Here is a 25,962-nt window from a genome sequence, read left to right on the forward strand (position 1 = left end):
AAGCGGCTTGATGAATTCATCAAGCCGCTTTTCGCGTCCGCATTGCTGCGGTTTTCCTGCGGAAACCACGCTGTGCAGCATGATCTCGAATAAGTTGGCGCGCCCGGCAGGATTCGAACCTACGACCCCCTGGTTCGTAGCCAGGTACTCTATCCAGCTGAGCTACGGGCGCCCCGAAAGAGGCGTGTTTATAACACGAAAGAATCACACCATGCAAATCGACCCCGTTTAAACCGGGACTCGGCACACGTGGCGACCCCGCATTTGCGCGATGTCAATGAATCGCAGGCCCCGGCAGCAGTACGCTGAGTTCAACAAGAACATCAGGCAGACAGCATGGCCAAGAAGTTTCCCCTCCACCCCAAGCACCCCGAACGCATCTGCTGGGGCTGCGACCGCTACTGTTCCACCGACTCCATGGCCTGCGGCAACGGCTCTGGCCGCACCATGCACCCGGCGGAATCGCTGGGCGAAGATTGGTATCTGTTCGGAGATTGGGGCTTCGACGACGCGGACGAAAAATCGAAGGATGCAGAGAAAGAAAACGCGGAAGAAAGCGCCGCGCATTGATCGGCATTGATCGGGCAGGAAGCCCGGCACTGCCGCCCTGCACGTTTGCGATGTTGCCGTGCGGGGCAAGTAGCAAGCACAAGCATTATCGGCAACCGGCACTACCGACCCACGCATAAAAAACCGCGCACCAAAACAAAAAGGCCTTCGATGCAAGATCAAAGGCCTTTCCATTTTGTTTACTGCACTTTCTTTACTGCAATTTTCTTTGCCGCATTCACATCGCGATGTTTAAACCGTGATGGTTTGGCGCGCCCGGCAGGATTCGAACCTACGACCCCCTGGTTCGTAGCCAGGTACTCTATCCAGCTGAGCTACGGGCGCTCCGGCAAAGAGGCAAAATTATATCAGAATAATCGTGCCATGTTTGTAGTGACGCATAACTTCTCTTCACTACAGACCCTGCTTTTTCATCGGTCTCGCAGACATTGCGCATAGCGCAAACAATCGCGAAATAACTTGGCGCGCCCGGCAGGATTCGAACCTACGACCCCCTGGTTCGTAGCCAGGTACTCTATCCAGCTGAGCTACGGGCGCTTGAAAAAGCAAGCCTTGAATAATAGCGTTGTTTCGAAGGTTGCGCAAGTCGGATGGCACGCTGGCCTGTCTATCCCGAGTCCGCTTGTCTGTGCACCTTCAGTTGCCCTCCAACCCATCGCCCACGCACCGCGTGCGAAAATCTTCCGATTCTTCCACCGAGGCGGTCTTCGTGAAACACCTGCTTGTCAGCCTGGAAAGGCTGCATGATTTCGACGAAATCATCGATGTGCGCACGCCGCTTGAATACGCCGACGACCACATTCCTGGCGCCTGCAACGCACCGGTGCTGAACAACGAAGAACGCGCGCTGATCGGCACGATGTACAAGCAGGTTTCGCCGTTCGAAGCCTCCCGCGCAGGCGCGGCCCTCGTCGCGCGCAACATCGCCCGCCATCTGGAGACCACCTTCGCGGACCGCCCGCAAGGATGGCGTCCGCTCGTGTATTGCTGGCGCGGCGGCAAGCGTTCGGGATCGATGACGCTGATGTTCAATATGATCGGCTGGCGCGCCCGGCAACTGGACGGCGGCTACAAGACCTACCGCCGCGCCACGCTGGACGACCTGCAAACGCTGCCGCAACCACTGCGCCTTGTCGTGCTGACCGGCCCCACCGGCAGCGGCAAGACGCGGCTATTGCACGCCTTGCGCGAAGCAGGCGCGCAGACCTTGGATCTGGAAGCGCTTGCCTCGCACCGCGGCTCGCTGCTGGGCGCATGGCCGCACGCTGAGCAGCCCACGCAAAAGCGCTTCGACACGCTGCTTGCGGTGCGACTGCGCGAACTCGATGCCAGCCAGCCGGTGTTCATCGAAGCCGAAAGCCGCAAGATCGGCGCGGTGGAAATTCCCGCATCGCTGCTGCGTGCCATGCATCACGGCCAATGCATTGACGTACGCGCCAGCCGCGAAGACCGCGCGCGCTTCCTGCAACAGGATTATGCGCAGCTCTTTGACACGCCGGATTGGCTAAAGGCGCAATTGCAGCGCATGGTCGGGCTGCACAGCCGCGACACCATCAAGGGCTGGATGACATTGGTGGACGAAGGCCGCCGCGAAGACCTCGCGCGCGAACTCATCGACCGCCACTACGACCCGGCATACGCGCGCAGCTCGCAGTCGCACTTCGTGAATCTGCCACGGGCCCAGCGGCTGGATTTCCGGCCGAATGACGCCGATGTGATCGAGCAGGCACAAACGCTGATCGACAGGCTGGGGTGAATCGCAGCGCGCCTTGCTTTGCGTCGGCACAACTGCGGCCCGCAGTGGACCGCAGTGGACCGCACAAAACAAAAAACCCGCAGAGCAATAAGCTATGCGGGTCTTGAGGCAACCTTGTGTCACTGGTGCAAGTGTCTTTGGCGGAGACGGTGGGATTCGAACCCACGATGCAGTTTTTAGCCACATACTCCCTTAGCAGGGGAGCCCCTTCAGCCTCTCGGGCACGTCTCCGAAAAGAGAACGAGATTCTAGCACGATTTTTTTGGCTCTCGCCCGCGTTTCGGGCATTCACGCAAAAAAATCGTGCCGGACCTGATTCGTCAGACCTTGGTGGCGGGCGCCTGGTCCAGACCGAAGGCCTTGTGCAGCGCGCGCACGCCCAGTTCCATGTACTTGTCGTCGATGATGACCGAGGTCTTGATTTCGCTCGTGCTGATCATCTGGATGTTGATGCCCTCTTGCGAGAGCGTCTGGAACATCAGGCTGGCAACGCCGACGTGCGAGCGCATGCCGATGCCGACGATGGAGACCTTGGCGACCTTTTCGTCGGTGGACAGTTCACGCGCGCCCACCGCGGGGATGACTTCGCGCTTGAGCAAGTCCACGGCGCGCGCAAATTCGTTGCGGTTCACGGTGAACGAGAAGTCGGTCGTGCCGGCGACGGACTGGTTCTGCACGATCATGTCGACGTCGATGTTGGCGGCGGCGACGGGGCCCAGGATGGAGAATGCGATGCCGGGTTTGTCGGGAACGCCCAGCAGGGTGATTTTGGCTTCGTCGCGGCTGAAGGCGATGCCGGAGACAACGGCGGCTTCCATTTTTTCGTCTTCCTCAAAAGTAATCAGCGTGCCCGAGACCATTTCTTCCTCGAGCGGGATAAGGGGGTCGGTCAGCGAGGACAGGACCCGGACCGGAACACGATACTTGCCGGCGAATTCGACCGAGCGGATCTGCAGGACCTTGGAGCCCAGCGAAGCCATTTCCAGCATTTCCTCGAAGGAAACGACGGCCATGCGGCGCGCTTCGGGCACCACGCGCGGATCGGTCGTGTAGACGCCGTCCACGTCGGTGTAGATCAGGCATTCGTCGGCCTTGATGGCAGCCGCCACGGCCACGGCCGAGGTGTCGGAGCCGCCGCGGCCCAGCGTGGTGATGTGGCCGTCGGGGTCGATGCCCTGAAAGCCCGTCACGATGACCACGCGGCCGGCGTCCAGGTCGGCGCGCACGCGGGCGTCGTCGATGGACGTGATGCGGGCTTTCGTGAACGACGAATCGGTGCGCACGGGCACTTGCCAACCGGCATAGCTGCGCGCGGGCACGCCTTCGGCCTGCAACGCAATGGCCAGAAGGCCGCTGCTGGCTTGCTCGCCGGTGGCGGCAATCATGTCGAGCTCGCGGCCGTCGGGCTGGGGCGAAATCTCGCGCGCCAGACCCAGCAGACGATTGGTCTCGCCCGCCATGGCGGACGGGACAACAACAACTTGGTGGCCGGCGGCGTGCCACTTTGCGACGCGACGCGCCACGTTTCTGATGCGCTCGACCGAGCCCATCGAAGTACCGCCATATTTGTGAACGATCAGGGACATCTCGTACTCTGGCTGGACACCCGCCGCAAGTGTTGACGGGCAAAACCATATATTCTAGCGCGACGGTAAAAATTTGCGCAGATTGCGCAAATTTATGTCCATTCCGCGCGCAAAATCGCTGGCAGGCACGTTGAAACCGGCGATACCGCATCGCCGCGCCCCGATTACGAATCCGAACCGTCCCGGGGCTCGACCCACACGCGGCCGCGATGGCACCGGACCACATGGCCGGCCTGCTCCACCCGCAACTGGCGGTCGTGGCCCAGGCTGTGCAGCCCCCGCAACTGCCGCAACAGATCGGCCATGCGCGCATCGGTCGGCATGCGGGCGCCGTTGCGCGCCAGCCAATGGCGCAGCACGTGCGCCTGCCGGGCGGGCGACAGACCGCGCCATGCCTGTAGCGAAAAGCTCACGCCATCAGGGCTGGGGTCCAGCCGCGCAAAATCCTCGGCCGCGACTTCGTCCAGGATCTCGGCCGCCTCTGCCATGTGCCGCGCATGGCGCGCGACGATGGCGCGCCAGCCGGGCCAGCGCGCATCCAGCACAGGCGCCAGCAATTCGCGCAGCGCGGCGCGGGTGTAGCGCGGATCGGCGTTGGTGGGGTCCTGCACGGCGCGCCAGCCGATGGCGGCTTCGAGGTCGTTCGCCGCGCCCAGGATCTCGCTGCGATCCCGCTCCAGCCACGGCCGTAAATAAGTCACGCCATCGCGCTGCGCTACCGGCGCCATGGCGGCCATGCCGGCCAGTCCGGTGCCGCGCAGCAGGCGAAGCAGCACGGTTTCAGCCTGGTCGTTGCGGTGGTGGGCAAGGAGGATGTGATGGACTTCGTGCTGACGCGCCAACCCGGCCAGTGCGGCATAGCGCGCGTCGCGTGCGGCGGCTTCGATGCCCTTGCCGGCGGCCGGCTCCACCTGGACGCGCGCTTCATGCAGCGGCAGCGCAAGCCGTGCGGCCAGGTCCTGGCCATGCCGCGCCCATGCGTCCGCCTGCGCCTGCAGGCCGTGATGCACATGGAATAGCAGCACCTCGATGCCAAGCGCCGGCGCAACCGCGGCTGCATGCACGGCAAGCATGGCCGAGTCCGCCCCGCCGCTGAAGGCGACGGCGATGCGGCGCGGACGCTCGGGCAATGCCGTGAGCGCCTGACGCAACGCCGCGGCAAGCGCGGCGCAAAGAGGCAAGGAGAAGCTGCCGCCCGCGTCGGCCCGAGGGGAGATGCCGGGCGGCGGGACGTCGGTCATGGCAGAGGGCGCGGGGGCCGCGGCGCCGGCACTGGGGGGCCGGCGCCCTGCCCGCTTTACGCGCGCACTTCCTGGAAGGCGCCGTACGAGAGCACGCGCTGCACGCGCTGCTCGACGAGCTGTTCGGGCGTCAGGCCCTGAAGCTGGCGCAGGGCGTCGCCGAGCGCGCGGCGCAAGAGGCGCGCCATGACGCGGGGGTCGCGGTGGGCGCCGCCCACGGGTTCGTTGACGACGCGATCCACCAGGCCCAGGTCCTTGAGGCGCGGTGCGATGATGGCCAGCGCATCGGCGGCCTCGGGGGCCTTGTCGGCGCTACGCCAGAGGATCGAGGCGCAGCCTTCGGGCGAAATCACGGCATAGGTGGCGTATTGCAGCATCAGCACGGCATTGCCCACGGCAATGGCCAGCGCGCCGCCCGAACCGCCTTCGCCGATGATCGTGCAGATCACCGGCACCTTGAGTTCAGCCATGGCGTACAGGTTGTGGCCGATGGCTTCGGACTGGCCGCGCTCTTCGGCGCCGATGCCGGGGTAGGCGCCGGGGGTGTCCACGAACGTGAAGACGGGAATGCCGAATTTTTCGGCCAGGCGCATCAGGCGCAGGGCTTTGCGATAGCCCTCGGGACGCGGCATGCCGAAGTTGCGCGCGGCGCGCTCTTTGGTGTCGCGGCCCTTCTGGTGGCCGATGACCATGCAAGGCGTGCCGTTAAAGCGCGCCAGGCCGCCCACGATGGACTGGTCGTCGGCATACATGCGATCGCCATGCAGTTCATGGAAGTCGGTGAACATTTCGCGCACGTAGTCCAGCGTGTAGGGACGCTGGGGGTGGCGCGCGACCAGCGCCGTCTGCCAGGGCGTGAGCTTGGCGTAGATCTCCTTGGCGAGCGTCTGGCTCTTCTGCTGCAGACGTCCGATTTCATCGGAGATGTCTACCGCCGAATCGGCCTGCACATAGCGCAGCTGCTCGATCTTGTTCTCAAGCTCGGCGAGCGGCTGTTCAAATTCCAGAAATGTATTGCGCATGTAGTGTGGTTCCGTAGATGGGCTGCCTGGTTTGCGTCAGTATTGGACCGGCGTCGGTTCCAGACTGCGCCACAGATACCAGGTTGCCACGGTACGCCAGGGTTGCCACGCCAACGAGACTTCGCGAGCCTCGAAGCGAGAGACAGGCTCGCCGCTGAAATAGTGTAGCGAGATTGCCTTGAGCAACCCAGGATCATCCAGCGGCAGGACATCAGGCCGCTGTAGATTGAAAATCAAAAACATCTCCGCCGTCCAGCGTCCAATGCCGCGGATGGCGACCAGTTCAGAAATGACGGCCTCGTCGTCCATGGCCGCCCATTTCTCGGGATGGACCCGGCGTTCGCCGAAATGCACGGCCAGGTCGAGCACGTATTCGGCCTTGCGTTGGGACAGTCCGGCCTTGCGCAGGCCGTCCACGCCCACGCGCAGCACGGCGACGGGCGTGGGGCGCTTGCCCACGGCGTCGATGAACTTGGTCCAGACGGCATCGGCCGCCTTGGGGGAAATCTGCTGCCCGATGATCGCCCGCGCCAGCGTGATGAACGGCGTGCCCCGCGAGGTCAGCCAGACCTCGGGGTGCTGAGGGATGATCTTTTTCAGGATGCGGTCGCGGCGCATCAAGTGCGCGACGGCGGCTTCCCAATATTCAGGCTTGGGAATGTCGAGATCTGCGGTGGACATGGCCGGCGTATCCTGCTTGGTCACGCGCGGCGCCATTGCGTGAGGCCACCCGGTTTGTCGTCCAGCTCGATGCCGGCATCGCGTAGTTCGGCGCGGATGCGGTCGGCCTCGGCAAAGTTCCGGGCGGCCTTGGCGGCCGCGCGCGCGTCGATCAGGGCCTGGATGGCGTCGGCGTCGAGCGTGCTGCGCGCGCCCTGCTCCATGGCGGCCGCCGAGTAGCGGGTGGCGGACTGGAAGTAGGCGGCCGGGGCTTGCTGCAGCAGACCCAGCAGCGAGGCAAGCGCCTTCATCTGCCCGGCGCTGCGCGCGCTCTTGGTACGGTTGGCCTCGGAGGCCAGTTCGAATAGCGCAGCCACGGCGCCCGAGCTGTTGAAGTCGTCGTCCATGGCCGCCTTGAAGGCTTGCGCCTGCGGCTCGTTCCAGTCGATGCCCTGGTCGTCGGCCGGCACGTTCTGCAAGGCCTGGTACAGGCGATCCAGCGCGTTCTGCGCGTCGACGAGGTTATCCGGCGTGTAGTTCTGCGGGCTGCGGTAGTGGTTGCGCACGATGAAAAAGCGCACCATTTCGGCTTCGCGCGGGTTCACCGCGTAATCGGACTGGTCGGCTGCCGGATCGCTTTGGGCAATGGTCTGGCGGATGGTCCGGAAGTTGCCGAGCGACTTGGACATCTTGTCCGAATCGACCATGAGCGGGCCGCAGTGCATCCAGATGTTGGCCAGCGTGCCGCCGAACGCGCCTTCGGTCTGCGCGATCTCGTTTTCATGGTGCGGGAATTTCAGGTCCGGACCGCCGCCGTGGATATCCAGGGGCAGGCCCAGCAGCGACTTGCTCATGGCCGAGCACTCGATGTGCCAGCCCGGCCGGCCCAGGCCGTAGGGCGATTCCCATTTGGTGTCGGCCGGTTCCTCGGCCTTGGCGGACTTCCAGAGGACGAAATCCAACGGGTCGCGCTTACCGGAGCCGACGGCCACGCGCTCGCCGGCGCGCAGGTCATCCAGCGTCTTGCCGGACAGCTTGCCGTAGCCGGCAAACCCGCGCACGGCGTAGTTCACATCGCCGTCTTCGGCTTGATAGGCCAGGCCGTTTTGTTCGAGCTTGCCGATGATGTCGAGCATCTCGCCCACGTATTGCGTGGCGCGCGGCTCGCGGTCGGGGGATTCGACGCCCAGCGCGCGCTCGTCGGCGTGCATCGCGTCGATATAGAACTCGGTGACTTCGCCAATGCGGCGGCCGGTCTCGACCGCGCGGCGGATGATCTTGTCGTCGATGTCCGTGATGTTGCGCACGTAGTCGACAGCCAGGCCGCTGGCGCGCAGCCAGCGCTGCACGACGTCGAACGACACCAGCATGCGAGCGTGGCCCAGATGGCAGAAGTCGTAGACGGTCATGCCACACACGTACATGCGCACCTGGCCGGCCTGGGCCGGTTTGAACGGTTCTTTGGTACGCGATAACGTGTTGTAGATTTGCAGCATGGCGCGATAGGCTTCGATTAGTGTTCCGTGGCGGTTCGGAAAATTGCAATCGGCGGAAGATCCGCCGACGCGTGCCGCCCCATTTACAGTGCCGACCCGTTTGCAGGGGGCTTCCCTTGTTCAGGGTCGTCCCATTGCACTTTGTTCAGGGTCGTCCCATTGCACTTCGGCAGGCGGGTTCGCGTAAAAAGAATGACTTCGCGACCTGCTTTCCCTTCCTGCCCTGAACGCGATGGTCGAGCCAAAACCCAACCGGGGCTAAAATGGTGGTCGTCAAGTATAGCAAGCGGCCCGGTCGAGCGCGTAAGCGCCGGCCGGCCAAGACTTTTAACGGAACCCACACGTGACTATCAAGCCGCGTTTTTGCGTTGCCCTGCTCGCCCTGGCCCTGGCCAGCTCGCCCGCGGGCGTCGCCATCGCCCAGTCGATGAGCGGTGGCGCGGGCGAAAACCCCAACGCCACTCGCACCACCCTGGACCCCATCCCGCCCGAAGGCGGCTGGGACGCCCTGGCCAAGCTGCTGGAGGCCGCCAAGCCCAGCGTGGATACGCGCCTGACCCCGTCCGCCTCCCAGATCACGACGCACATCGAGCTTCTCTTGAACCGCGGCGATAACGAGAAGGCGCTGGCGATGATCGAAAAGCGCGAGGCCGAGATCAAGGACCAGCGCGGCACCGATGTCCAGCTCATGTTCCAGCATGCGCGCGCCCTGGCGGCGCTCAAGCGCACGAACGAAGCCATCGACATCTACAACGACATGACGACGCGGTTCCCCGAATTGCCGGAACCCTGGAACAACCTGGCGGCTCTATATGCAAGCCGCGGTGAACTCGACCGGGCGCAGGATGCCTTGCAGATGGCCCTGCGCGCCGACCCGAACTACGCGGCAGCCCGCGCCAACCTGGGCGACCTGCAGTTGCTGCAGGCCCTGCGCACCTACAAGGAAGCCGCCGGCGACGGCGTGCCCGGCATGCGCGAAAAGGTCCGCGAAGTTGAAACAATGTTGAAGGATAAACAAGGCAAATGATGTCCCGTTACTCCCCTCTACACCTGCTGCGCCTGACGGCGTGCTCGTTCGCGCTGGCTGCATTCGCACCGGCGCTGGTCAGCGCCGCCCCGGCAGCCTCTTCTTCCCCCTCCACCTCCGAAGGCACCAAAACCATGAGCACCAATCCCCGCGTCAAGCTTCAAACGAACCAAGGCGACATGGTCATCACCCTGGACGCCGCCAAGGCGCCCAAGTCCGTCGAAAACTTCCTGACCTACGTCAAGGAAGGCTTCTACAACGGCACGGTGTTCCATCGCGTGATCGACGGCTTCATGATCCAGGGCGGCGGCTTCGAGCCCGGCATGAAGCAAAAGCAAACCCACGCCCCGATCGAAAACGAGGCCAACAACGGCCTGAAGAACGACAAGTACACCCTGGCCATGGCCCGCACCAGCGACCCGCACTCGGCCACCGCCCAGTTCTTCATCAACGTGTCCAACAACGACTTCCTGAACTTCACGTCGCCCACGCCGAACGGCTGGGGCTATGCCGTGTTCGGCGCCGTCACCGAAGGCCAGGACGTGGTCGACAAGATCAAGGGCGTGAAGACCGGCAACAAGGGCTTCCACCAGAACGTGCCGAACGAAGACGTCATCATCGAGAAGGCCGAAGTTCTTGAATAAGATCACGCTGCCCGGCCCGGTCTGGCTGGCATCGGACCTGCACCTGGGGCAGGCCACGCCGGCCACCTCGGAGGCCTTCCTGGCCTTTCTGCAGGTTGCGCAAGAAGAGGCGGCAGCCCTGCTGCTGCCCGGCGACATCTTCGACGCCTGGATCGGCGACGACGTGATCCGCGCCGCCCCGCCGTGGCTTGCCACGGTGCTGGCGGCGTTGAAGACCACGGCAGCCCGCATCCCGGTCTGGCTGGGACGCGGCAACCGCGATTTCCTCATCGGCGAGGAACTGGCAAAGGCCGTAGGCGCGCAACTGCTGCCCGAGCCGGCGCTGCTGGAAACCGATTTCGGCTCGATCCTGCTGACGCACGGCGACGAATTCTGTACGGACGACGCCGCCTATCAGCAATTCCGCCAGATGGTCCGCAATCCGCAATGGCAGGCCGAATTTTTGGCCAAGACCATCCCCGAGCGGCTGGCCATGGCGCAGCAGGCGCGCGGCGAAAGCCAGGCGGCCAACCAGACGAAGTCCATGGAGATCATGGACGTCAACGCGGGCGCCATCGAATCGATCTTCCGCGAATCGGGCGTGCGCGTGCTGGTGCATGGCCACACGCATCGCCCCGCGCGCCACGTGCTGGAGGTCGACGGCGAAAAACGCGAACGCTGGGTGCTGCCCGACTGGGACTGCGACCACGTGTCGCCCCCGCGCGGCGGCTGGCTGGTCATCGACCGAGACGGATTGCAGTTCTATGATCTGGAAACAGAAGCGTAGCCGCTGCCGTACCGCGCAAGTCAAACACAAGGGCCGCTTGAAAAAGCGGCCCTTGTGTATTCTGCGCCCCGCCGTGGCGGGGAAGGCATCAACGTGTGAAGATCCAGGCGGCCACGACGCCGCCGAAGATGATCCGGTACCAGGCGAAAACGCGGTACGTGTGGTTGGCCACGAACCGCAACACGGCGCGCACCACCACCATCGCGCTCAGGAATGCGGCGACGAAGCCCACGGCGATGCCGGACAGGTCGTGCTGGGTCAGCAGGCCGAAGTTCTTGTACATGTCGTAGGCCGCCGCGCCCAGCATGGTCGGCATGGCCAGGAAGAACGAGAACTCGGTGGCCGTCTTGCGCTGGATGCCCGCGATCATGCCGCCGATGATGGTGGCGCCCGAGCGCGAGGTGCCGGGAATCATGGCGAAGCACTGGGCCACGCCCACGCCCAGCGCCTGCTTCCAGGTGATCTGCTCCAGCGTGTGGGCCGATGCGCGTTCGTCGGACGCGGTGTCGTCCGCCGCGCCCGGCGCGTCGCCCGGCGTATGGCGCGTGCGGCGTTCGACGTACAGCATGATCAGCCCGCCCAGCACGAGCGTCACCACCACCACTGCCGGGTGGTAGAACACCGATTTGATGGTCTTGATGAAGATCGCGCCGATCACCGCAGCGGGCAGGAAGGCCAGGATCAGGTTGCGGGTGAAGGCCACCTCGCTGGGCACGCCGGTCAGCGTGCCGCGAATGAGCTGGAGCAGTCGGGCCCGGAAGACCCACATCACGGCAAGGATGGATCCCAGCTGGATGACCACCTCGAACACCTTGCCGTCGCCCGAATCGAAATTCAGCCAGTCGCCGACCAGGATGAGGTGGCCCGTGCTGGACACGGGAATGAATTCCGTCAGGCCTTCCAGGATGCCCAGGATGAATGCTTTGATCAGATAGAGCGTGTTCTCGGTCACGGGCTGGGGTCTCTTTCTGTTAGTCGTTGGCTAGGGAGGATTCGTCAGGGAAATGCTCTTGCGGGCGCTTTTCGACGCGCACGAGCGCGATGCGGCGGCCGTCCATTTCCAGGACTTCGAAACGGAAATGCTGGTGGTGGATCTGGTATTCGCAGACGTCGCCCGGCTTGGGCAGATGTCCGAAGCGCGAGAGCAGGTAGCCCGCAAGCGTGGAGAAGTCCTGGGCGTCGTCGACCAGGCCTTCGGTTTCCAGCACCTGTTCGACGTGGTGCAGGTCGGCCGCCCCATCGATCTTCCAGGTGTTTTCGCCATCCGCCACGATGTCGGGCAGTTCGTCCTCGTCGGGGAATTCGCCGGCAATGGCCTCGAAGACGTCGATGGGCGTCACCAAGCCTTCGATGGCGCCGAATTCGTCGGCCACCAGCACGAGCTGGCCGCGCGAGCGCTTGAGGGTGTCCATGAGACGCAGGATGCCGATCGACTCGTGCACGATGATGGGATCGCGCAGGCGGTTGCGGCGCACCCTGCCCTCGGTGATCAGGTCGGCGATCAGGTCCTTGGCGCGGCCGATGCCCAGCACTTCGTCGAACGAGCCGCGGCACACCGGGAAAAAGCTGTGGGGCGCCTCGGTGAGCTGGCGGCGGATGTTCTCGGGATCGTCGTCGATGTTGATCCAGGACACGTCGGTGCGCGGCGTCATGATGGACCGGATGGAGCGCTCGGCCAGGGTCAGTACCCCGCTGACCATGTTGCGTTCCTCGACCCCGAACGCCTGGACGGACGGGCCGTCGGCGTGCGGCAGATCGGGTTCGTCGCTGGCGGGCGGCCGCTTGCCCAGCATGCGCAGCACGGCCGACGCCGTGCGTTCGCGCATCGGACGGCGCGCATCCAGCTTGAGCAGATTGCGGCGGGCGACCTGGTTCAGCGCCTCGATGGCGACCGAAAAGCCGATGGCCGCGTACAAATACCCCTTGGGCACCTTGAAGCCGAAGGCTTCGGCCAGGAGCGAAAAGCCGATCATCAGCAAAAAGCCCAGGCACAGCACCACCACCGTGGGGTGGGCGTTGACAAAGCGCGTCAGCGGCTTGGACGCGATCAGCATGATGCCGATGGCGATGATGACCGCGATCATCATGATGGCCAGGTGATCCACCATGCCGACGGCGGTAATGACCGAGTCCAGCGAGAACACCGCATCCAGCACCACGATCTGCGTGACGATCACCCAGAAGCTGGCATAGACGCGCGGGCCGGAAGCGCCAGCGTGCCCGCTGCCTTCCAGGCGCTCGTGCAGTTCCATGGTGCCTTTGAACAACAGGAACAGGCCGCCCACCATCAGGATCAGGTCGCGCCCCGAGGGCGACAGGGGACCAATATTGAACAGCGGGGTGGTCAGGGTGACCAGCCAGGACATGACGGACAGCAGGCCCAGGCGCATGATCAGCGCGAGGCTCAGGCCCATGATGCGTGCGCGATCGCGCTGCGCGGGCGGCAGCTTGTCCGCCAGGATGGCGATGAAAATCAGGTTATCAATGCCCAGGACGATCTCTAGGACGACCAGGGTAAGCAAGCCGACCCACGCAGCGGGGTCCAGCAGCCACTCCATCAGGAGCTCCAGAAGTTACACGACCGGTAATCGTACATGGAAAATCCGTGACATGCCGGTGACGTATCCCCTCCGTAAGCCTGATGGACAGAGGCTTTGGCCCGAAAGGACTAAGGCTTGCAAGCGCCTGAACGGAGCGGCCCGGCAATGAAAAAGCCGGCCCCCCGGCCGGCTCTTGCTTGTCTCAACAGACCCGTCGGCGTATCAGCCGCCGACTTTCAGCGTGCCCTTCATCATGGCCCAGTGGCCGGGGAAGGAGCAGAAGAATGCGTAGTTTTCGCCCGCGGCGAGCTTGGAGACGTCGATCTTGACGGAGTCGGATTCGCCGCCGCCGATGACCTTGGTGTGGGCGATGACGCGGGTGTCGCCCGCCTTGACGTAATCCTGTGCGAGGCCGGCGCCCATTCCGTCGGTGGCGACGCCCTGCTTGTCGGCTTCCTTGGTGAGCACCCAGTTGTGGCCCATGGCGACCTTGGCCATCTTGCCGACGTGCTTGAGGGTGACCGTGAATTCCTTGCAGCTCTTGTCGACGACGATTTCCTTGACGTTGAACTGCATGGCGTCGTTGCTTTCGACGGTGGCTTCACATTGCGCGGCCAGCACGGGCAGGCTGGTGGCGGAAAGAAGGATGGCGAGGGTGGCTTTTGCCAGCATGAAATTCTCCGATGACACAGCGGTCGATGCACGTACGCCAGCCATATGCAGACGCCGTTGCCGCCGCGGACCAGTGTAGGACCGCCTTCCCATCGATCGCTTGACATCCATCAAGCCCTACCCCGCATACCCCCCAAAACTAAGGAACTTCCCCTACATTTCGTAGGGCTATTAAGCATTCAAAGGGCCAAATTGACAAACCGCAATCCGGTGCCGGGTGCATGTTCGTAGGATGCCTGTAAGCAAACACGACGAATAGAGTTCAGCATGCGCGGCAGTACCGAAGTTCACCACCGGGTCGCACGATACGTTCAAGCCGCGTTGATTGCATTTTGGCTTTCCTGTCTGTTCCTGGCGCCAGCGGCGCAGGCGCAACGCCTGCCTGAATTCCTGGCCGCCACGCCCATCACCGATATCTTTCCCGGCGCCGACCGCACCGGGCCCGTCGAAGGCAAGCCCGCCGTCGCCCGCGTCTATGCGGGCGGCAAACAACTGGGTCTGGTCTATCTCACCACCGACGTAGTCAACACCCGCGGATACTCCAGCAAGCCGATCGACGTGCTGGTGGGGCTTTCGGACAACGGCCGCATCATGGGCGCAAAGCTCGTCGAGCACCACGAGCCCATCGTGCTGATCGGCATTCCCCAGTCCAAGGTCGACCACTTCATCCAGGGCTACGTCGGCCTGAACTTCGTCGAGTCCCCGCCCCGCCACGGCGCGCCGCCGCCCGTGGACATCGTCAGCGGCGCCACCGTCACGCTGATGGTGATCGGCGACACCATCACCCGATCGGCCATCGCGGTGGCGCGCGCGCACGGCATCGACAAGTCCGGCGCGGCGCGCCCGGCGGCGCAACCGGCCGCCACGCGCGTCCTGGACGAGGACAAGGACACGGTGCAGAGCTGGCAGGAACTGCTCGACGCGGGCGCCGTGAAGAACCTGCGCCTGACGCCCGACGACGTCAATCAGGCGTTCCTGCGATCCGGCCGCAAAGACGCCGCCGAACACGGCGAAGGCGGCCCCGACGACACCTTCATCGATCTGTATGCGGCGCTGGTCAGCGCGCCGTCCATCGGCCGCAGCCTGCTGGGCGACATCGGCTGGCAGCGCCTGAAAGAACGCTTGAAGCCCGGCCAGCAGGCCGTGCTGGTGGCGGGCAACGGCCTGTATTCCTTCAAGGGATCGGGCTACGTGCGCGGCGGCATCTTCGACCGCATCGAAGTCATCCAGGACGAAAGCGCCTTTCGCTTTCGCGACCGCAACCACCAGCGTCTGGCCGACGTCAACGCCAAGGGCGCGCCGGCGCTGCGCGAAGTCGCCCTCTTTGTGGTGCCTGAAGACGCGTCCCTCGACCCAGTCAAGCCGTGGCGCCTGCAACTGATGGTGCAGCGCGTGCTCAGCGTGTCGGACAAGGCATTTGTCACGTTCGATCTGCCCTACGAACTGCCCCAGGCCTACACCCGCTCCGTCGCGCCCCCGGCCGCCTCCGCGCCCAGCCCGGCGCAAGCTTCGCCCGCGACCGCGCCCGAGGCCGATTCCGCGCCCGCGCTGTGGAAGCAGATCTGGCAGGGCAAGGCCGGCCAGATCGCCATCCTGACCGTTGCCCTGACGGTGCTCGTCGGCATCTTCTTCTTCCAGGACCAGCTCACGTCGCGCCCGCTGCTGCACGACCGCCTGCGCCTGGCGTTCCTTGCCTTCGCGCTGTTCTGGATCGGCTGGTACGGCCAGGCGCAGCTGTCTATCGTGAACGTGCTGACGTTCTTCTCTGCCCTGCGCACCGATTTCCGCTGGGAATACTTCCTGATGGACCCGCTGGTGTTCATCCTGTGGTGCGCCACCGCCATCTCCATGGTGTTCTGGAACCGCGGCGCGTTCTGCGGCTGGCTGTGCCCGTTTGGCGCGCTGCAGGAACTGACCAACCGCATCGCGCGGCGGCTGGGCGTGCGTCAGCTGAAGATCCGCCACGGTGTGGCGCAGCGGCTGTCCACGTTCAAGTATGTGATCTTCCTGCTGCTTTTCGGCTTCTCGCTGTATGACCTGGCGGTCGCCGAGCAGCTCGCCGAAGTCGAGCCCTTCAAGACCGCGATCATCCTGCACTTCGTGCGTCATTGGCCCTTCGTGCTGTTCGCCGTGGCGCTGCTTGTCGCGGGCCTGTTCATCGAGCGCTTCTTCTGCCGCTACCTGTGCCCGCTGGGCGCCGCCCTCGCCATCCCCGCCCGGCTGCGCATCTTCAACTGGCTCAAGCGCTACCGCGACTGCGGCAACCCCTGTCAGCGCTGCAACATCGAATGCCCCGTCCAGGCCATCGACCCCTCCGGCGAAATCAACCCGAACGAGTGCATCCAGTGCCTGCATTGCCAGATGCTGTACCACCACAAGCAGAAGTGCCCTCACCTGATCCAGAAGCAGGCCAAGCGCGAACGGCGCCCGGCGCCGCCCCCGGAGCCGGCGGTGCACGAAGTCGTTCTGCACCGCATGCCCAGCCCCACCCCGGCGAATCGCCCCAACCCGGAATCGTGAAACACGATTTTCGTACCGCGGCGCACCGCGCCGCCACTACCTAGGAGTTATCCATGTCCGACAAGACCCCCGAAAAAGCCGGCCTTACCCGCCGCAGCTTCCTGGGCACCGCAGCCATCACCGGCGCGGCCGGCCTCGTTGCCGGGGCGCAGATGTCCACCGCGCACGGCAAGGACGCCAAGTCCGGCAACGGCGGCGTGCTCGGGCACGTCGCGCCGGGTGAACTGGACGAATACTACGCGTTCAACTCCAGCGGCCAGTCGGGCGAAGTCCGCGTGCTGGGCCTGCCGTCGATGCGCGAACTGGTGCGCATCCCCGTCTTCAATCAATGCAGCGCCACGGGCTGGGGCCGCACCAACGAAAGCCGCAAGATCCTGACCGACGGCCTCACGCCCGAAACCCGCGAGTTCCTGAAGGACAAGGGCGGCGTGTTCCCCAACGGCGACGCCCACCACCCGCACCTGTCGTTCACCGACCAGACCTACGACGGCCGCTACCTCTTCATCAACGACAAGGCCAACAACCGCGTCGCGCGCATCCGCCTTGACGTGATGAAGACCGACAAGATCACCGAGCTGCCCAACGTATCGGGCGTGCACGGCCTGCGTCCGCAGCGCTATCCGCGCACCGGTTACGTGTTTGCCAACGGCGAGCACATCATTCCCCTGCCCAACGACGGCAAGGTGCTGGACGACCCGAAGAAGAACTTCTTCTCCGTCTACACGGCGCTGGACGGCGACACCATGAAGGTGGCGTGGCAGGTGCTGGTCGACGGCAACCTGGACAACGGCGATGCCGACTACCAGGGCAAGTATTCGTTTGCCACCTGCTACAACTCCGAGAAAGGCGTCACCGTCGAAGAGATGTCGGCCAACGAGCAGGACTGGGTCGTGGTCTTCAACATCAAGCGCATCGAGCAGGCCGTCAAGGACGGCGACTTCAAGACGATGGGCGGCGTGCCGGTCGTCGATGGCCGGCACGGTTCCAAGTACACGCGCTACATCCCGGTGCCCAACTCGCCCCACGGCTGCAACGCCGCGCCCGACGGCATCCACCTCATGCTGAACGGCAAGCTGTCGCCCACCGTGACGGTGATCGACGTGCGCAAGCTGGACGATCTGTTCGCCGACAAGATCAAGCCGCGCGACTGCGTCGTGGCCGAACCGCAGCTTGGCCTGGGCCCGCTGCACACCGCGTTCGACGGCCGCGGCAATGCCTACACCACGCTGTTCATCGACAGCCAGATGGTCAAGTGGAACATCGACAAGGCCAAGCGCGCCTACAAGGGCGAAAAGGTCGACCCGATCATCCAGAAGCTGGACGTGCACTACCAGCCCGGCCACAACCACTCGACCATGGGCGAAACCAAGGAAGCCGACGGCAAGTGGCTGGTGTCGCTGAACAAGTTCTCCAAGGACCGGTTCCTGAACGTGGGCCCGCTCAAGCCCGAGAACGACCAGCTCATCGACATTTCCGGCGACGAAATGAAGCTTGTGCATGACGGCCCCAGCTTTGCCGAGCCGCACGACATGTGCCTGGTGCACCGCTCCAAGATCAACCCGATCAGCGTCTGGAAGCGCGACGACCCCATGTGGGAAGACGCCCGCCAGATCGCCAAGAAGGACGGCGTGTCGCTGGAGGACGCCGCCAAGGTGGTGCGCGACGGCAACAAGGTGCGCGTGTACATGATGGCGGTCGCGCCCATGTTCAGCCTGAAGCAGTTCGAGGTCAACCAGGGCGACGAAGTCACGGTGTTCGTGACCAACATGGAAGTGATCGAAGACCTGACGCACGGCTTCACGCTGGAAGGCCACGGCATCGCAATGGAAATCGGACCCCAGGCCACGTCGTCCGTGACGTTCAAGGCAGACCGCCCAGGCATCTACTGGTACTACTGCCAGTGGTTCTGCCACGCGCTGCACATGGAAATGTCCGGCCAGATGATCGTGCACCCCAAGAAGTCCGCGTAACGATCCATGGCTGCCATCGCAACCTTGCGACTCGCGGCATGGGCCGCGGCCGGCATCGTGCTGGCCGGCTTCGGCCCGGCCCTGCACGGGGCCGCCGCGGCCGCCACGCTGGACGTGGCGGCGGGCGCGGACCTGGCGCAGGCCGTCGCCGAGGCGCAACCGGGCGACACGCTGCGTCTGGCGCCGGGGTCCTACGCGGGCGCCGTCGTCATCGACAAGCCGCTCACCCTTGAAGGACCGCAGGACCGATCCGCCATCATCGCCGGCACGCGCCAAGGACGCACGCTGTGGGTCAAGGCCGCGGACGTATCGTTGCGCCATCTGACCGTCACGCGCTCGGGGCTGGATCTGCCCGCCATGGACGCGGGCATCTTCCTGGACCGCACCGCGCATCGCGCCGTGGTGGAACACAACGACATCCTGGACAACCTGTTCGGCGTGTATGTGTGGGGTCCGCAGGATGCGATGGTGCGGGGCAACCGCATCGTGGGCAACCAGGAACTGCGCGTGGCCGAGCGTGGCAACGGGGTGTCCCTGTGGAACACGCCCGGCAGCGCGGTGGTGGACAACGACATTTCCGCCGGCCGCGACGGCATCTTCGTGAACACCAGCAAGCAGAACCGCTTCACCGGCAACCGCTTCCACGACCTGCGCTACGGCGTGCACTACATGTACACGAACGACAGCGAGATCAGCGGCAACGTGTCCACCGGCAACGACATCGGCTTTGCCATCATGTATTCGCACCGCCTGATCGTCACCGGCAACGAGGCCGTGAACAACGTCGAGCAGGGCCTGATGATGAACTACGCCAACGACTCGGACATCTCGGGCAACACCGTCGATGGCTCGGCCAAGTGCGTGTTCATCTACAACGCCAACAAGAACCGCTTTGCGGACAACCATTTTTCCAACTGCGGCATCGGCATCCATTTCACCGCGGGCTCCGAAGGCAACCGCATCTCGGGCAACGCCTTCATCAACAACCGCAACCAGGTCAAGTACGTGGGCACGCGGGTGATGGAATGGTCGGACGGTGGCCGCGGCAACTACTGGAGCGACAACACCGCCTTCGACCTGGACGGCGACGGCATCGCCGACACGGCCTACCGCCCTAACGACGTGGTGGACCAGCTGCTGTGGCGCGCCCCGGCCGCGCGCATCCTGCTCAACAGCCCCGCCATCTCGGTGGTGCGCTGGGCGCAATCGCAGTTTCCCGCGATCCTGCCGGGCGGCGTGATCGATAGCGCGCCGCTGATGAAGCCCGCCAGGCCGCGCGGCGCAAAAACCGGCGCGAAACGCGCCGAGGACATCCAATGAGCACTCCACTGGTGACGCTTTCGGGCGTCAGCAAACACTATGGCGACCACCGGGCCATCAGCGTCCTGGACCTGGACCTGCGCGAAGGCGAATGCGTGGCGCTGGCCGGTCACAACGGCGCAGGCAAAAGCACGCTGATCAAGCTGATCCTGGGCCTGATCCGCCCCACGCACGGGCGCGTCACGCTGTTTGGCCAGGACGCGCACAGCCCGGCTGCCGCGCGACTGCGGGACCGGATCGGCTACCTGCCTGAAACCGTGGCGCTGCATCCCGCGATGACGGGCGCCGAAACCCTGGCGTTCTATGCGCGCCTGAAGCGCCAACCACTGAAGCGCAACGCGGAACTGCTTGAAAAGGTGGGCATTTCCGGCGCGGCGCACCGCCGCGTGGGCGGCTATTCCAAAGGCATGCGCCAACGGCTGGCGCTGGCGCAGGCGCTGCTGGGCGAACCGCGCATCCTGCTGTTCGACGAGCCCACCACCGGTCTGGACCCCGCGTCGCGGCTCAAGTTCTACGAGATCGTGCATGAATTGCGCGCCAGCGGCGCGACCATCCTGCTCAGCACGCACGCCTTGTCGGAACTGGCTGGCCATGCCGACCGCATCGTCGTCATGAAGGCGGGCGTGAAGATCGCCGACGGCGGCATGTCCGCGTTGCGGCGCGATACCGGCCTGCCGATCCGCATCAGCGTGACGCTTGGGCCGGACGATGCGGCCGCCCCGCCGCCCTCCTCGGCCTGGCGGCAGATCGAGGCCGGCCGCTATGAGCGGCTGTGCCACGAATCGGACAAAGTCGAGGCCATCCGCAGCATCGGCGCCATCCGGGCGCCCATCGGCGACCTGGACATCCAGGTTCCCGGGCTGGACGACATCTACGCCCACCTGCTTGAACGGGAAGACGCATGAACGCCGTAAGCACAATCATCGGCAAGGAAATCCGCGACGGCCTGCGCAACCGCTGGGTCCTTGCCACCTCTGTCCTCCTGGCCGCGTTGGCGCTGGCGCTGGGCCTCTTGGGCAGCGCTCCCACTGGCGCAGTCAAGGTCGATCCCCTGACCGTGACGGTGGTCAGCCTGTCCAGTCTTTCCATCTTCCTGGTGCCGCTCATCGCCATGCTGCTGGCCTATGACGCGATCGTCGGCGAGGTCGACCGCGGCACCATGGCCCTGCTGCTCAGCTATCCGGTGTCGCGATGGCAGGTCATCATGGGCAAGTTCATCGGCCACCTGGCCATCCTGGCCATTGCCACCGGCGCGGGCTACGGGTCGGCAGGACTGGCGCTGCAATGGGTCTATGGCGGCATGGATGCCGGCGCGTGGCGGCCCTTTGCCATGCTGATCGGGGCCAGCGTGCTGCTGGGCGCGAGCTTTCTGGCGATGGGCTACCTCATCAGCACGCTGGTGCGAGAACGCGCGACGGCGGCGGGCATCGCGCTGGGCGTGTGGCTGTTCTTTGTCGTCATCTACGACATGGGCCTGCTGGGCGTGCTGGCGGCGGACCAGGGCCGTCACGTCACGCCGGGCATGCTCAACGCGCTGCTGCTGGCCAACCCGTCCGACGTGTACCGCCTGCTGAACCTGACGGGCTTCGAGAACATCTCCATGTACGCCGGCATGGCGGGCGTCAGCGACCAGGCCCAGATGCCCGTGCCGTTGCTGGTGGCGGCGCAATTGCTGTGGATCGCGGTGCCGTTCCTTCTGGCGGCCTTCTGCTTCCGGAGGAAACAACTATGACGCTGCAACGTTGGGCCGCAATAACGGCCTTCTCGGCCATCATGCTGGCGATTTCAGCCTGCGGCGGCGACGAACCCGCCGCGCCGCCGCCCGCGCCCCAGGCGGTGTCCGCCGACGCCGTCGGCCACTACTGCGGGATGATGCTCAAGGACCATGCGGGGCCGAAAGGCCAGATATTCGTCAAGGGCCGCGCGGCGCCGGTGTGGTTCTCTTCGATCAAACAGGTCTTTGCCTACACCCGGCTGCCCGAGGAACCCAAGGGGCTTGCCGCTATCTACGTCAACGACATGGCGGCCGCGGGGCCCGACGGCGCCGCCGACCCGAAAGCCTGGGTGGACGCCCGCGAGGCGTTCTATGTCATTGGTTCCAGCTTTCTTGGCGGCATGGGCGCCGAAGACGCCATGCCGTTTTCGGATCAAACCCGGGCGATTGCCTTCGCCCAGGCCCACGGCGGCCGCGTCGTGCGCTTTGCCGACGTGCCCGAGGACTACGTGTTTGCCCAATAGCGATCGGCCGCCGCCCTGCCTCGAAGCCTCCCTGCCCCTCGCGCCCTTTCAGTAGATAACGCCATGAACCGTCCCACCCGCCGCCGCTTCCTCGGTATCGTCGCCGCGTCATCCGCGCTGGCCCTCGCCCCCAGCTTATGGCGCCGCGCGCAAGCGGCCATCGCCCCCACGCGCTGGCAAGGCGTGGCGCTGGGCGCCGATGCGGAACTGCGGCTGTACCATCCCGACCGCCAGGCGGCCGAACGGCTGATCGAACAGGCGCGGCAAGAACTTCGGCGGCTGGAAGGGGTATTCAGCCTGTATCGCGACGACAGCGCGCTGTCGGTCCTGAACCGCCAGGGGTATCTGGCCGATCCGCCGTCCGATCTTGTCCGGCTGCTGAGCGAAAGCCAGCACTACGCCGAACTGACCGGCGGCCTCTTCGATCCCTCCGTGCAGCCGTTGTGGCGTGTGTACGCCGATCACTTCGCGCGGCCGGGGGCATCGGCGGCCGGGCCGGCGAAGGCCGACATTGCCGCGGCCCTGCAGCGCGTGTCTTACCAAGGCATCGAGGTCGACCCGCAACGCATCCGCCTGCAGCCAGGCATGGCGCTTACGCTGAACGGCATCGCCCAGGGCTACATCACGGACCGTGTGACGGACCTGCTTCGCCATGCCGGGCTGGAGCGCGCGCTGGTCGATATGGGCGAAATCCGCGGCCTGGATGAATCGGCCGGCGCAACGGGCTGGCGCGTCGGGCTGGCCGACCCGTTGTCACCGGACCAGATCCTGACGCAGGTGTCGGTCAGCAACCAGGCGCTTGCCACGTCCGGCGGCTACGGCACGCCGTTCGACGCCGAGGGGCGGTATTCGCATCTCTTCGATCCGCACAGCGGCCAGGCGCGGCCGCTGTACCGCAGCGTGTCGGTCATGGCGTCCACGGCAACCGCGGCCGATGCGTTGTCGACCGCGTTCTCGAACATGCCGCTAGATCGCACCGCGCAGCTGGTGCGACGCCTGGGTGTGCAAGCGTGGATGGTGCTGCCCGACGGGCAATTGATTACGCAGACCGGCGACGCCTGATCCACCCGTCTGATAAAAGAAAACCGGCCACGAGGGCCGGTTTTTCATTGCGCCGCGCCGATCAGGCGGCAGACGGCGGGTTCAGCGTGGCAAGCATCTGCGTGAAGATCTTGGGGCTGGCGGCCAGCACGTTGCCGCTGTCCATCCAGCCTTGTTCGCCGTCGAAATCGGCGACCAGGCCGCCGGCTTCCAGGACCATCAAGCTGCCCGCAGCCAGGTCCCAGGGCTTCAGACCCACGCCGCAGAAACCGTCCAGGCGGCCGGTGGCCACGTAGGCCAGATCCAGCACGGTGGAACCCAGGCGGCGCACGCCCGTGGCGCCTTCGGCCATCTGGCGGAAACGCTGCGAACCCTGTTCGGGGTCGCCGGCGTTGGGCCAGTGCGCGCCCAAGAGCGCATCGTGGTAGCGGGTACGGCCCGATACGCGCACGCGGCGGTCGTTCAGGAACGTGCCGCTGCCGCGGCTGGCCGTGAAGAGTTCGTTGCGCGAGGGATCATAGATGACCGCTTGCGTGACCTGCCCGCGCTGCGTCAGCGCGATCGACACGGCATAGTTGGGCAGGCCGTGGATGAAGTTCGTGGTGCCGTCCAGCGGATCGATGATCCATTGGAATTCCGCCTGGTCAGGACCCTGCAGGCCGAACTCCTCGCCCAGAACGGCGTGGTCAGGATAGGCCGCGTGCAGCGTTTCGACGATGGACTCTTCGGCGGCCCGATCGACTTCCGTGACATAATCGCGCGGACCCTTGCGAGCCACGCTGAGTCGTTCCAAATCCATGCTGGCACGGTTGATAATGGTGCCGGCACGCCGGGCCGCCTTGATGGCGATGTTGAGCATCGGGTGCATAAAATTCCGTACGTATGCGATGAGTTGGCTTGATGATAGGCCGCTTGCCGCCCCCCGCCGCGCCGTCGCCCCCACGGGGAAATCGACCCAAAAAACCAGGAAGGCACGAAGCCAAACGTGCCATTTTAAATGACTCAAGCATTTTCACGTGTTCGCTTCGTAATGGTGAACCCCAGCCACCCCGGAAACGTCGGTTCCGCGGCCCGCGCAATCAAGACGATGGGCTTCTCGGAACTGGTCCTGGTGGACCCCAAATTCCCGGATGTAACAAGCCAGCCGGAGGCCGTGGCGCTGGCCAGCGGCGCGCTGGACGTGCTTGAAAACGCCCGCATCTATCCGACGCTGGAAGAAGCCCTGGCGCCCGTCACGCTGGCGTTTGCGCTGACTGCCCGGGTCCGGGACCTGGGCCCTCCGCCTTGCGACATCCGGCAGGCGGCCGACCTGGCCTGCGCGCATCTGGCGGACACGGCCGAGGGCGTGGCCGCCGTGGTGCTGGGCACCGAGCGCGCCGGCCTGACGAACGCGCAGATCGCGCTGTGCCACCGTATCTGCCATATCCCGGCCAATCCCGAGTACAGCTCGCTGAACGTTGCCCAGGCGCTGCAATTGGCCGCCTGGGAGCTGCGTTACGCCCTGCTGGTGGACCAAGGAGCCGAGCTGCTGCCCCGCTCGACCGCCCAGGAGCCCTCGCGCGGCGCGGCTCCGGCTTCCAGCGAGGCGGTGCAGGCCTTTCTTGCCCACTGGGAAGAAGCGTTGGTCGGCGTGCAATTCCTGGACCCCGCCCACCCCAAGAAGCTGATGCCGCGCATGCGCCATCTGTATTCGCGCCTGTCGCTCACCCGCGACGAGGTGGACATGATGCGTGGCGTCTGCACGGCGATGCTGAACGCGGCCAAGAAGAAATAGCGGCCGAAACCGGCAGGCCGGCAACGGCATTGCCAAACGCACGAATAAAAAAGGGACGGGCATTGCCCGTCCCTTCTTGTTTGGCCCGTCCGCCGGCAGATCGCCGGCGGTCATGCCGATCAGTCCACCTTGGCGCCCGAGGCCTTGACCACGGGGGCCCAGCCGTCGACTTCCGACTTGATGAACTGGCCGAATTCGGCCGGCGTGGTCTTCACGCCCACGGCGCCCAGCTTTTCAAAGCTGGTCTGCACAGAGGGCTTGTCCAGCGCCTGCTGCATGGCGGCGTTGAGCTTGTTGATCACTTCCGGCGGCGTGCCGGCCGGGGCCAGCAGGCCGAACCAGGACGACACGTCGAAGTCCGCAAAGCCCGATTCCTGCATGGTCGGCAGGTCCGGCGCGCTCTTGGAGCGCTCACGGGTGGTCACGGCCAGCGCGTTCAGCTTGCCCGACTGGGCGTGCGGCCAGGCCGACGGCATGTTGTCGAACATGAATTGCACCTGGCCGCCGATCAGGTCGGTCATGGCCGGGGCGCTGCCCTTGTACGGCACGTGCAGGACGTCGATGCCCGCCTTCATCTTGAACAGCTCGCCCGCCATGTGGATGGAGGTGCCGCTGCCGGACGAGGCGAAAGCCAGCTTGCCCGGATTCTTCTTGGCGTAGTCGACCAATTCCTTCACGGACTTGACCGGGACCTGGGGATTGACCACCAGGATGTTCGGCACCTTGGCGCCCACTGCGACCGGTGCGAAGTCCTTCGTCAGGTCGAACGAGACGTTCTTGTACAGGGTCTGGTTGATCGCGCTGGTCACCGCCACGAACAGCAGCGTGTAGCCGTCGGGCGTGGCGCGCATGACCTGGTCGGTGGCGATATTGCTGCCAGCACCCGGCTTGTTTTCAACCACGAACGACTGGCCGAGGGACTCGGTCAGTTCCTTGGCCATGATCCGGGCGATCACGTCGGTGGTGCCGCCGGCCGAGAAACCGACCACGATACGGACGGGCTTGTCGGGATAGGCAGCGTGGGCGGAACCCATTGCAAATGCGCTTGCGGCGGTGGCCAGAAGGGTGGCGGCCAGACGCCGCATGCCAGGCTTGTGACCTGTAGTCATAGTGTCTCCG

General features: G+C 65.0%; 23 protein-coding genes and 4 tRNA genes. 13 read left to right on the top strand and 14 right to left on the bottom strand.

Annotation, left to right across the window (positions count from 1 at the left end; translation table 11 throughout):
• Window positions 1-95: 95 nt before the first annotated feature.
• Window positions 96-172 (bottom strand) — tRNA-Arg (locus QEP15_RS17115).
• A 164-nt stretch (window positions 173-336) separates the two neighbouring features.
• On the opposite strand from QEP15_RS17115, the gene QEP15_RS17120 reads away from it, so the two are divergent.
• Window positions 337-570 (top strand): DUF3079 domain-containing protein, encoded by a 234-nt coding sequence (locus QEP15_RS17120; protein ID WP_217618495.1) that lies wholly within the window; start codon window positions 337-339, stop codon window positions 568-570.
• Between the two features lie 247 nt (window positions 571-817).
• Here the strand turns inward: QEP15_RS17120 and QEP15_RS17125 are convergent.
• Window positions 818-894: transfer RNA gene (locus QEP15_RS17125), tRNA-Arg, on the bottom strand.
• A 136-nt stretch (window positions 895-1,030) separates the two neighbouring features.
• Window positions 1,031-1,107: transfer RNA gene (locus QEP15_RS17130), tRNA-Arg, on the bottom strand.
• Between the two features lie 172 nt (window positions 1,108-1,279).
• On the opposite strand from QEP15_RS17130, the gene mnmH reads away from it, so the two are divergent.
• Complete coding sequence (gene mnmH / locus QEP15_RS17135; RefSeq protein ID WP_180098268.1) at window positions 1,280-2,326, top strand: tRNA 2-selenouridine(34) synthase MnmH; 1,047 nt, start codon at window positions 1,280-1,282, stop codon at window positions 2,324-2,326.
• 138 nt (window positions 2,327-2,464) lie between these two features.
• Here the strand turns inward: mnmH and QEP15_RS17140 are convergent.
• The 6 genes from QEP15_RS17140 to cysS all read right to left on the bottom strand — a co-directional run bounded on the left by QEP15_RS17140 (window position 2,465) and on the right by cysS (window position 8,331).
• Window positions 2,465-2,557 (bottom strand) — tRNA-Ser (locus QEP15_RS17140).
• 89 nt (window positions 2,558-2,646) lie between these two features.
• Window positions 2,647-3,912, bottom strand: coding sequence for an aspartate kinase (locus QEP15_RS17145; RefSeq protein ID WP_056323526.1), 1,266 nt, complete (start codon window positions 3,910-3,912; stop codon window positions 2,647-2,649).
• A gap of 164 nt (window positions 3,913-4,076) precedes the next feature.
• Window positions 4,077-5,063: a tRNA lysidine(34) synthetase TilS gene (gene tilS / locus QEP15_RS17150; protein ID WP_371825593.1), complete on the bottom strand. Its 987-nt coding sequence runs from the start codon at window positions 5,061-5,063 to the stop codon at window positions 4,077-4,079.
• A gap of 146 nt (window positions 5,064-5,209) precedes the next feature.
• Window positions 5,210-6,175: an acetyl-CoA carboxylase carboxyltransferase subunit alpha gene (locus QEP15_RS17155; protein ID WP_056323524.1), complete on the bottom strand. Its 966-nt coding sequence runs from the start codon at window positions 6,173-6,175 to the stop codon at window positions 5,210-5,212.
• Window positions 6,176-6,211: 36 nt separating this feature from the next.
• Window positions 6,212-6,856, bottom strand: coding sequence for a DNA-3-methyladenine glycosylase family protein (locus QEP15_RS17160; protein ID WP_056324588.1), 645 nt, complete (start codon window positions 6,854-6,856; stop codon window positions 6,212-6,214).
• A 20-nt stretch (window positions 6,857-6,876) separates the two neighbouring features.
• Complete coding sequence (gene cysS, locus QEP15_RS17165; RefSeq protein WP_056323521.1) at window positions 6,877-8,331, bottom strand: cysteine--tRNA ligase; 1,455 nt, start codon at window positions 8,329-8,331, stop codon at window positions 6,877-6,879.
• Window positions 8,332-8,674: 343 nt separating this feature from the next.
• Here cysS and QEP15_RS17170 point away from each other — a divergent pair, with 343 nt between their 5' ends.
• The 3 genes from QEP15_RS17170 (at window position 8,675) to QEP15_RS17180 (ending at window position 10,768) form a co-directional block, all read left to right on the top strand.
• On the top strand, window positions 8,675-9,358 hold the full coding sequence (locus QEP15_RS17170) for a tetratricopeptide repeat protein (protein WP_142054351.1): 684 nt from the start codon (window positions 8,675-8,677) through the stop codon (window positions 9,356-9,358).
• A gap of 134 nt (window positions 9,359-9,492) precedes the next feature.
• Window positions 9,493-10,002, top strand: coding sequence for a peptidylprolyl isomerase (locus tag QEP15_RS17175; protein WP_056324586.1), 510 nt, complete (start codon window positions 9,493-9,495; stop codon window positions 10,000-10,002).
• Entirely contained in the window at window positions 9,995-10,768 is a 774-nt protein-coding gene (locus QEP15_RS17180; protein WP_280147765.1) for a UDP-2,3-diacylglucosamine diphosphatase, read from the top strand. Before QEP15_RS17175 ends, QEP15_RS17180 begins: the two co-directional genes overlap by 8 nt.
• 88 nt (window positions 10,769-10,856) lie before the next feature.
• Here the strand turns inward: QEP15_RS17180 and QEP15_RS17185 are convergent, their stop codons facing one another.
• From QEP15_RS17185 to azu, 3 genes are all read right to left on the bottom strand, one after another.
• Window positions 10,857-11,720: an undecaprenyl-diphosphate phosphatase gene (locus QEP15_RS17185; RefSeq protein ID WP_056323512.1), complete on the bottom strand. Its 864-nt coding sequence runs from the start codon at window positions 11,718-11,720 to the stop codon at window positions 10,857-10,859.
• Between the two features lie 19 nt (window positions 11,721-11,739).
• The gene (locus QEP15_RS17190) at window positions 11,740-13,326 is read right to left on the bottom strand and encodes a TerC family protein (protein WP_062839210.1); all 1,587 of its coding nucleotides are present in this window, start codon (window positions 13,324-13,326) and stop codon (window positions 11,740-11,742) included.
• A gap of 204 nt (window positions 13,327-13,530) precedes the next feature.
• Window positions 13,531-13,980: an azurin gene (azu, locus tag QEP15_RS17195; RefSeq protein WP_056323506.1), complete on the bottom strand. Its 450-nt coding sequence runs from the start codon at window positions 13,978-13,980 to the stop codon at window positions 13,531-13,533.
• 267 nt (window positions 13,981-14,247) lie between these two features.
• On the opposite strand from azu, the gene QEP15_RS17200 reads away from it, so the two are divergent.
• The 7 genes from QEP15_RS17200 (at window position 14,248) to QEP15_RS17230 (ending at window position 23,090) form a co-directional block, all read left to right on the top strand.
• Window positions 14,248-16,500 (top strand): NosR/NirI family protein, encoded by a 2,253-nt coding sequence (locus tag QEP15_RS17200; RefSeq protein ID WP_175155927.1) that lies wholly within the window; start codon window positions 14,248-14,250, stop codon window positions 16,498-16,500.
• Window positions 16,501-16,553: 53 nt separating this feature from the next.
• Window positions 16,554-18,470: a TAT-dependent nitrous-oxide reductase gene (gene nosZ / locus QEP15_RS17205; RefSeq protein WP_056323503.1), complete on the top strand. Its 1,917-nt coding sequence runs from the start codon at window positions 16,554-16,556 to the stop codon at window positions 18,468-18,470.
• Window positions 18,471-18,476: 6 nt separating this feature from the next.
• Entirely contained in the window at window positions 18,477-19,790 is a 1,314-nt protein-coding gene (locus QEP15_RS17210) for a nitrous oxide reductase family maturation protein NosD (protein WP_152385007.1), read from the top strand.
• Entirely contained in the window at window positions 19,787-20,695 is a 909-nt protein-coding gene (locus tag QEP15_RS17215; protein ID WP_152385008.1) for an ABC transporter ATP-binding protein, read from the top strand. The genes QEP15_RS17210 and QEP15_RS17215 overlap by 4 nt, the downstream gene beginning before the upstream one ends.
• Window positions 20,692-21,522, top strand: coding sequence for an ABC transporter permease (locus QEP15_RS17220; protein ID WP_056323496.1), 831 nt, complete (start codon window positions 20,692-20,694; stop codon window positions 21,520-21,522). The genes QEP15_RS17215 and QEP15_RS17220 overlap by 4 nt, the downstream gene beginning before the upstream one ends.
• A complete protein-coding gene (locus QEP15_RS17225; protein WP_217618497.1) occupies window positions 21,519-22,028 on the top strand; it encodes a nitrous oxide reductase accessory protein NosL in 510 nt (169 codons plus the stop codon). Before QEP15_RS17220 ends, QEP15_RS17225 begins: the two co-directional genes overlap by 4 nt.
• Before the next feature lie 63 nt (window positions 22,029-22,091).
• On the top strand, window positions 22,092-23,090 hold the full coding sequence (locus QEP15_RS17230) for an FAD:protein FMN transferase (protein WP_280147766.1): 999 nt from the start codon (window positions 22,092-22,094) through the stop codon (window positions 23,088-23,090).
• A 61-nt stretch (window positions 23,091-23,151) separates the two neighbouring features.
• Here QEP15_RS17230 and QEP15_RS17235 read toward each other — a convergent pair whose 3' ends face one another.
• Window positions 23,152-23,937, bottom strand: coding sequence for an inositol monophosphatase family protein (locus QEP15_RS17235; RefSeq protein ID WP_056323489.1), 786 nt, complete (start codon window positions 23,935-23,937; stop codon window positions 23,152-23,154).
• 129 nt (window positions 23,938-24,066) lie between these two features.
• Here QEP15_RS17235 and QEP15_RS17240 point away from each other — a divergent pair, with 129 nt between their 5' ends.
• Complete coding sequence (locus QEP15_RS17240) at window positions 24,067-24,843, top strand: RNA methyltransferase (RefSeq protein WP_217618499.1); 777 nt, start codon at window positions 24,067-24,069, stop codon at window positions 24,841-24,843.
• Window positions 24,844-24,962: 119 nt separating this feature from the next.
• Here the strand turns inward: QEP15_RS17240 and QEP15_RS17245 are convergent, their stop codons facing one another.
• Window positions 24,963-25,952 carry a Bug family tripartite tricarboxylate transporter substrate binding protein gene (locus QEP15_RS17245; protein WP_425285959.1) on the bottom strand — a complete coding sequence of 330 codons (990 nt, stop codon included), beginning with the start codon at window positions 25,950-25,952 and terminating at the stop codon, window positions 24,963-24,965.
• Between the last annotated feature and the right edge of the window lie 10 nt (window positions 25,953-25,962).

This window comes from Achromobacter mucicolens (assembly GCF_029866465.1).
In the GTDB taxonomy this organism is placed as follows: domain Bacteria; phylum Pseudomonadota; class Gammaproteobacteria; order Burkholderiales; family Burkholderiaceae_B; genus Achromobacter; species Achromobacter mucicolens.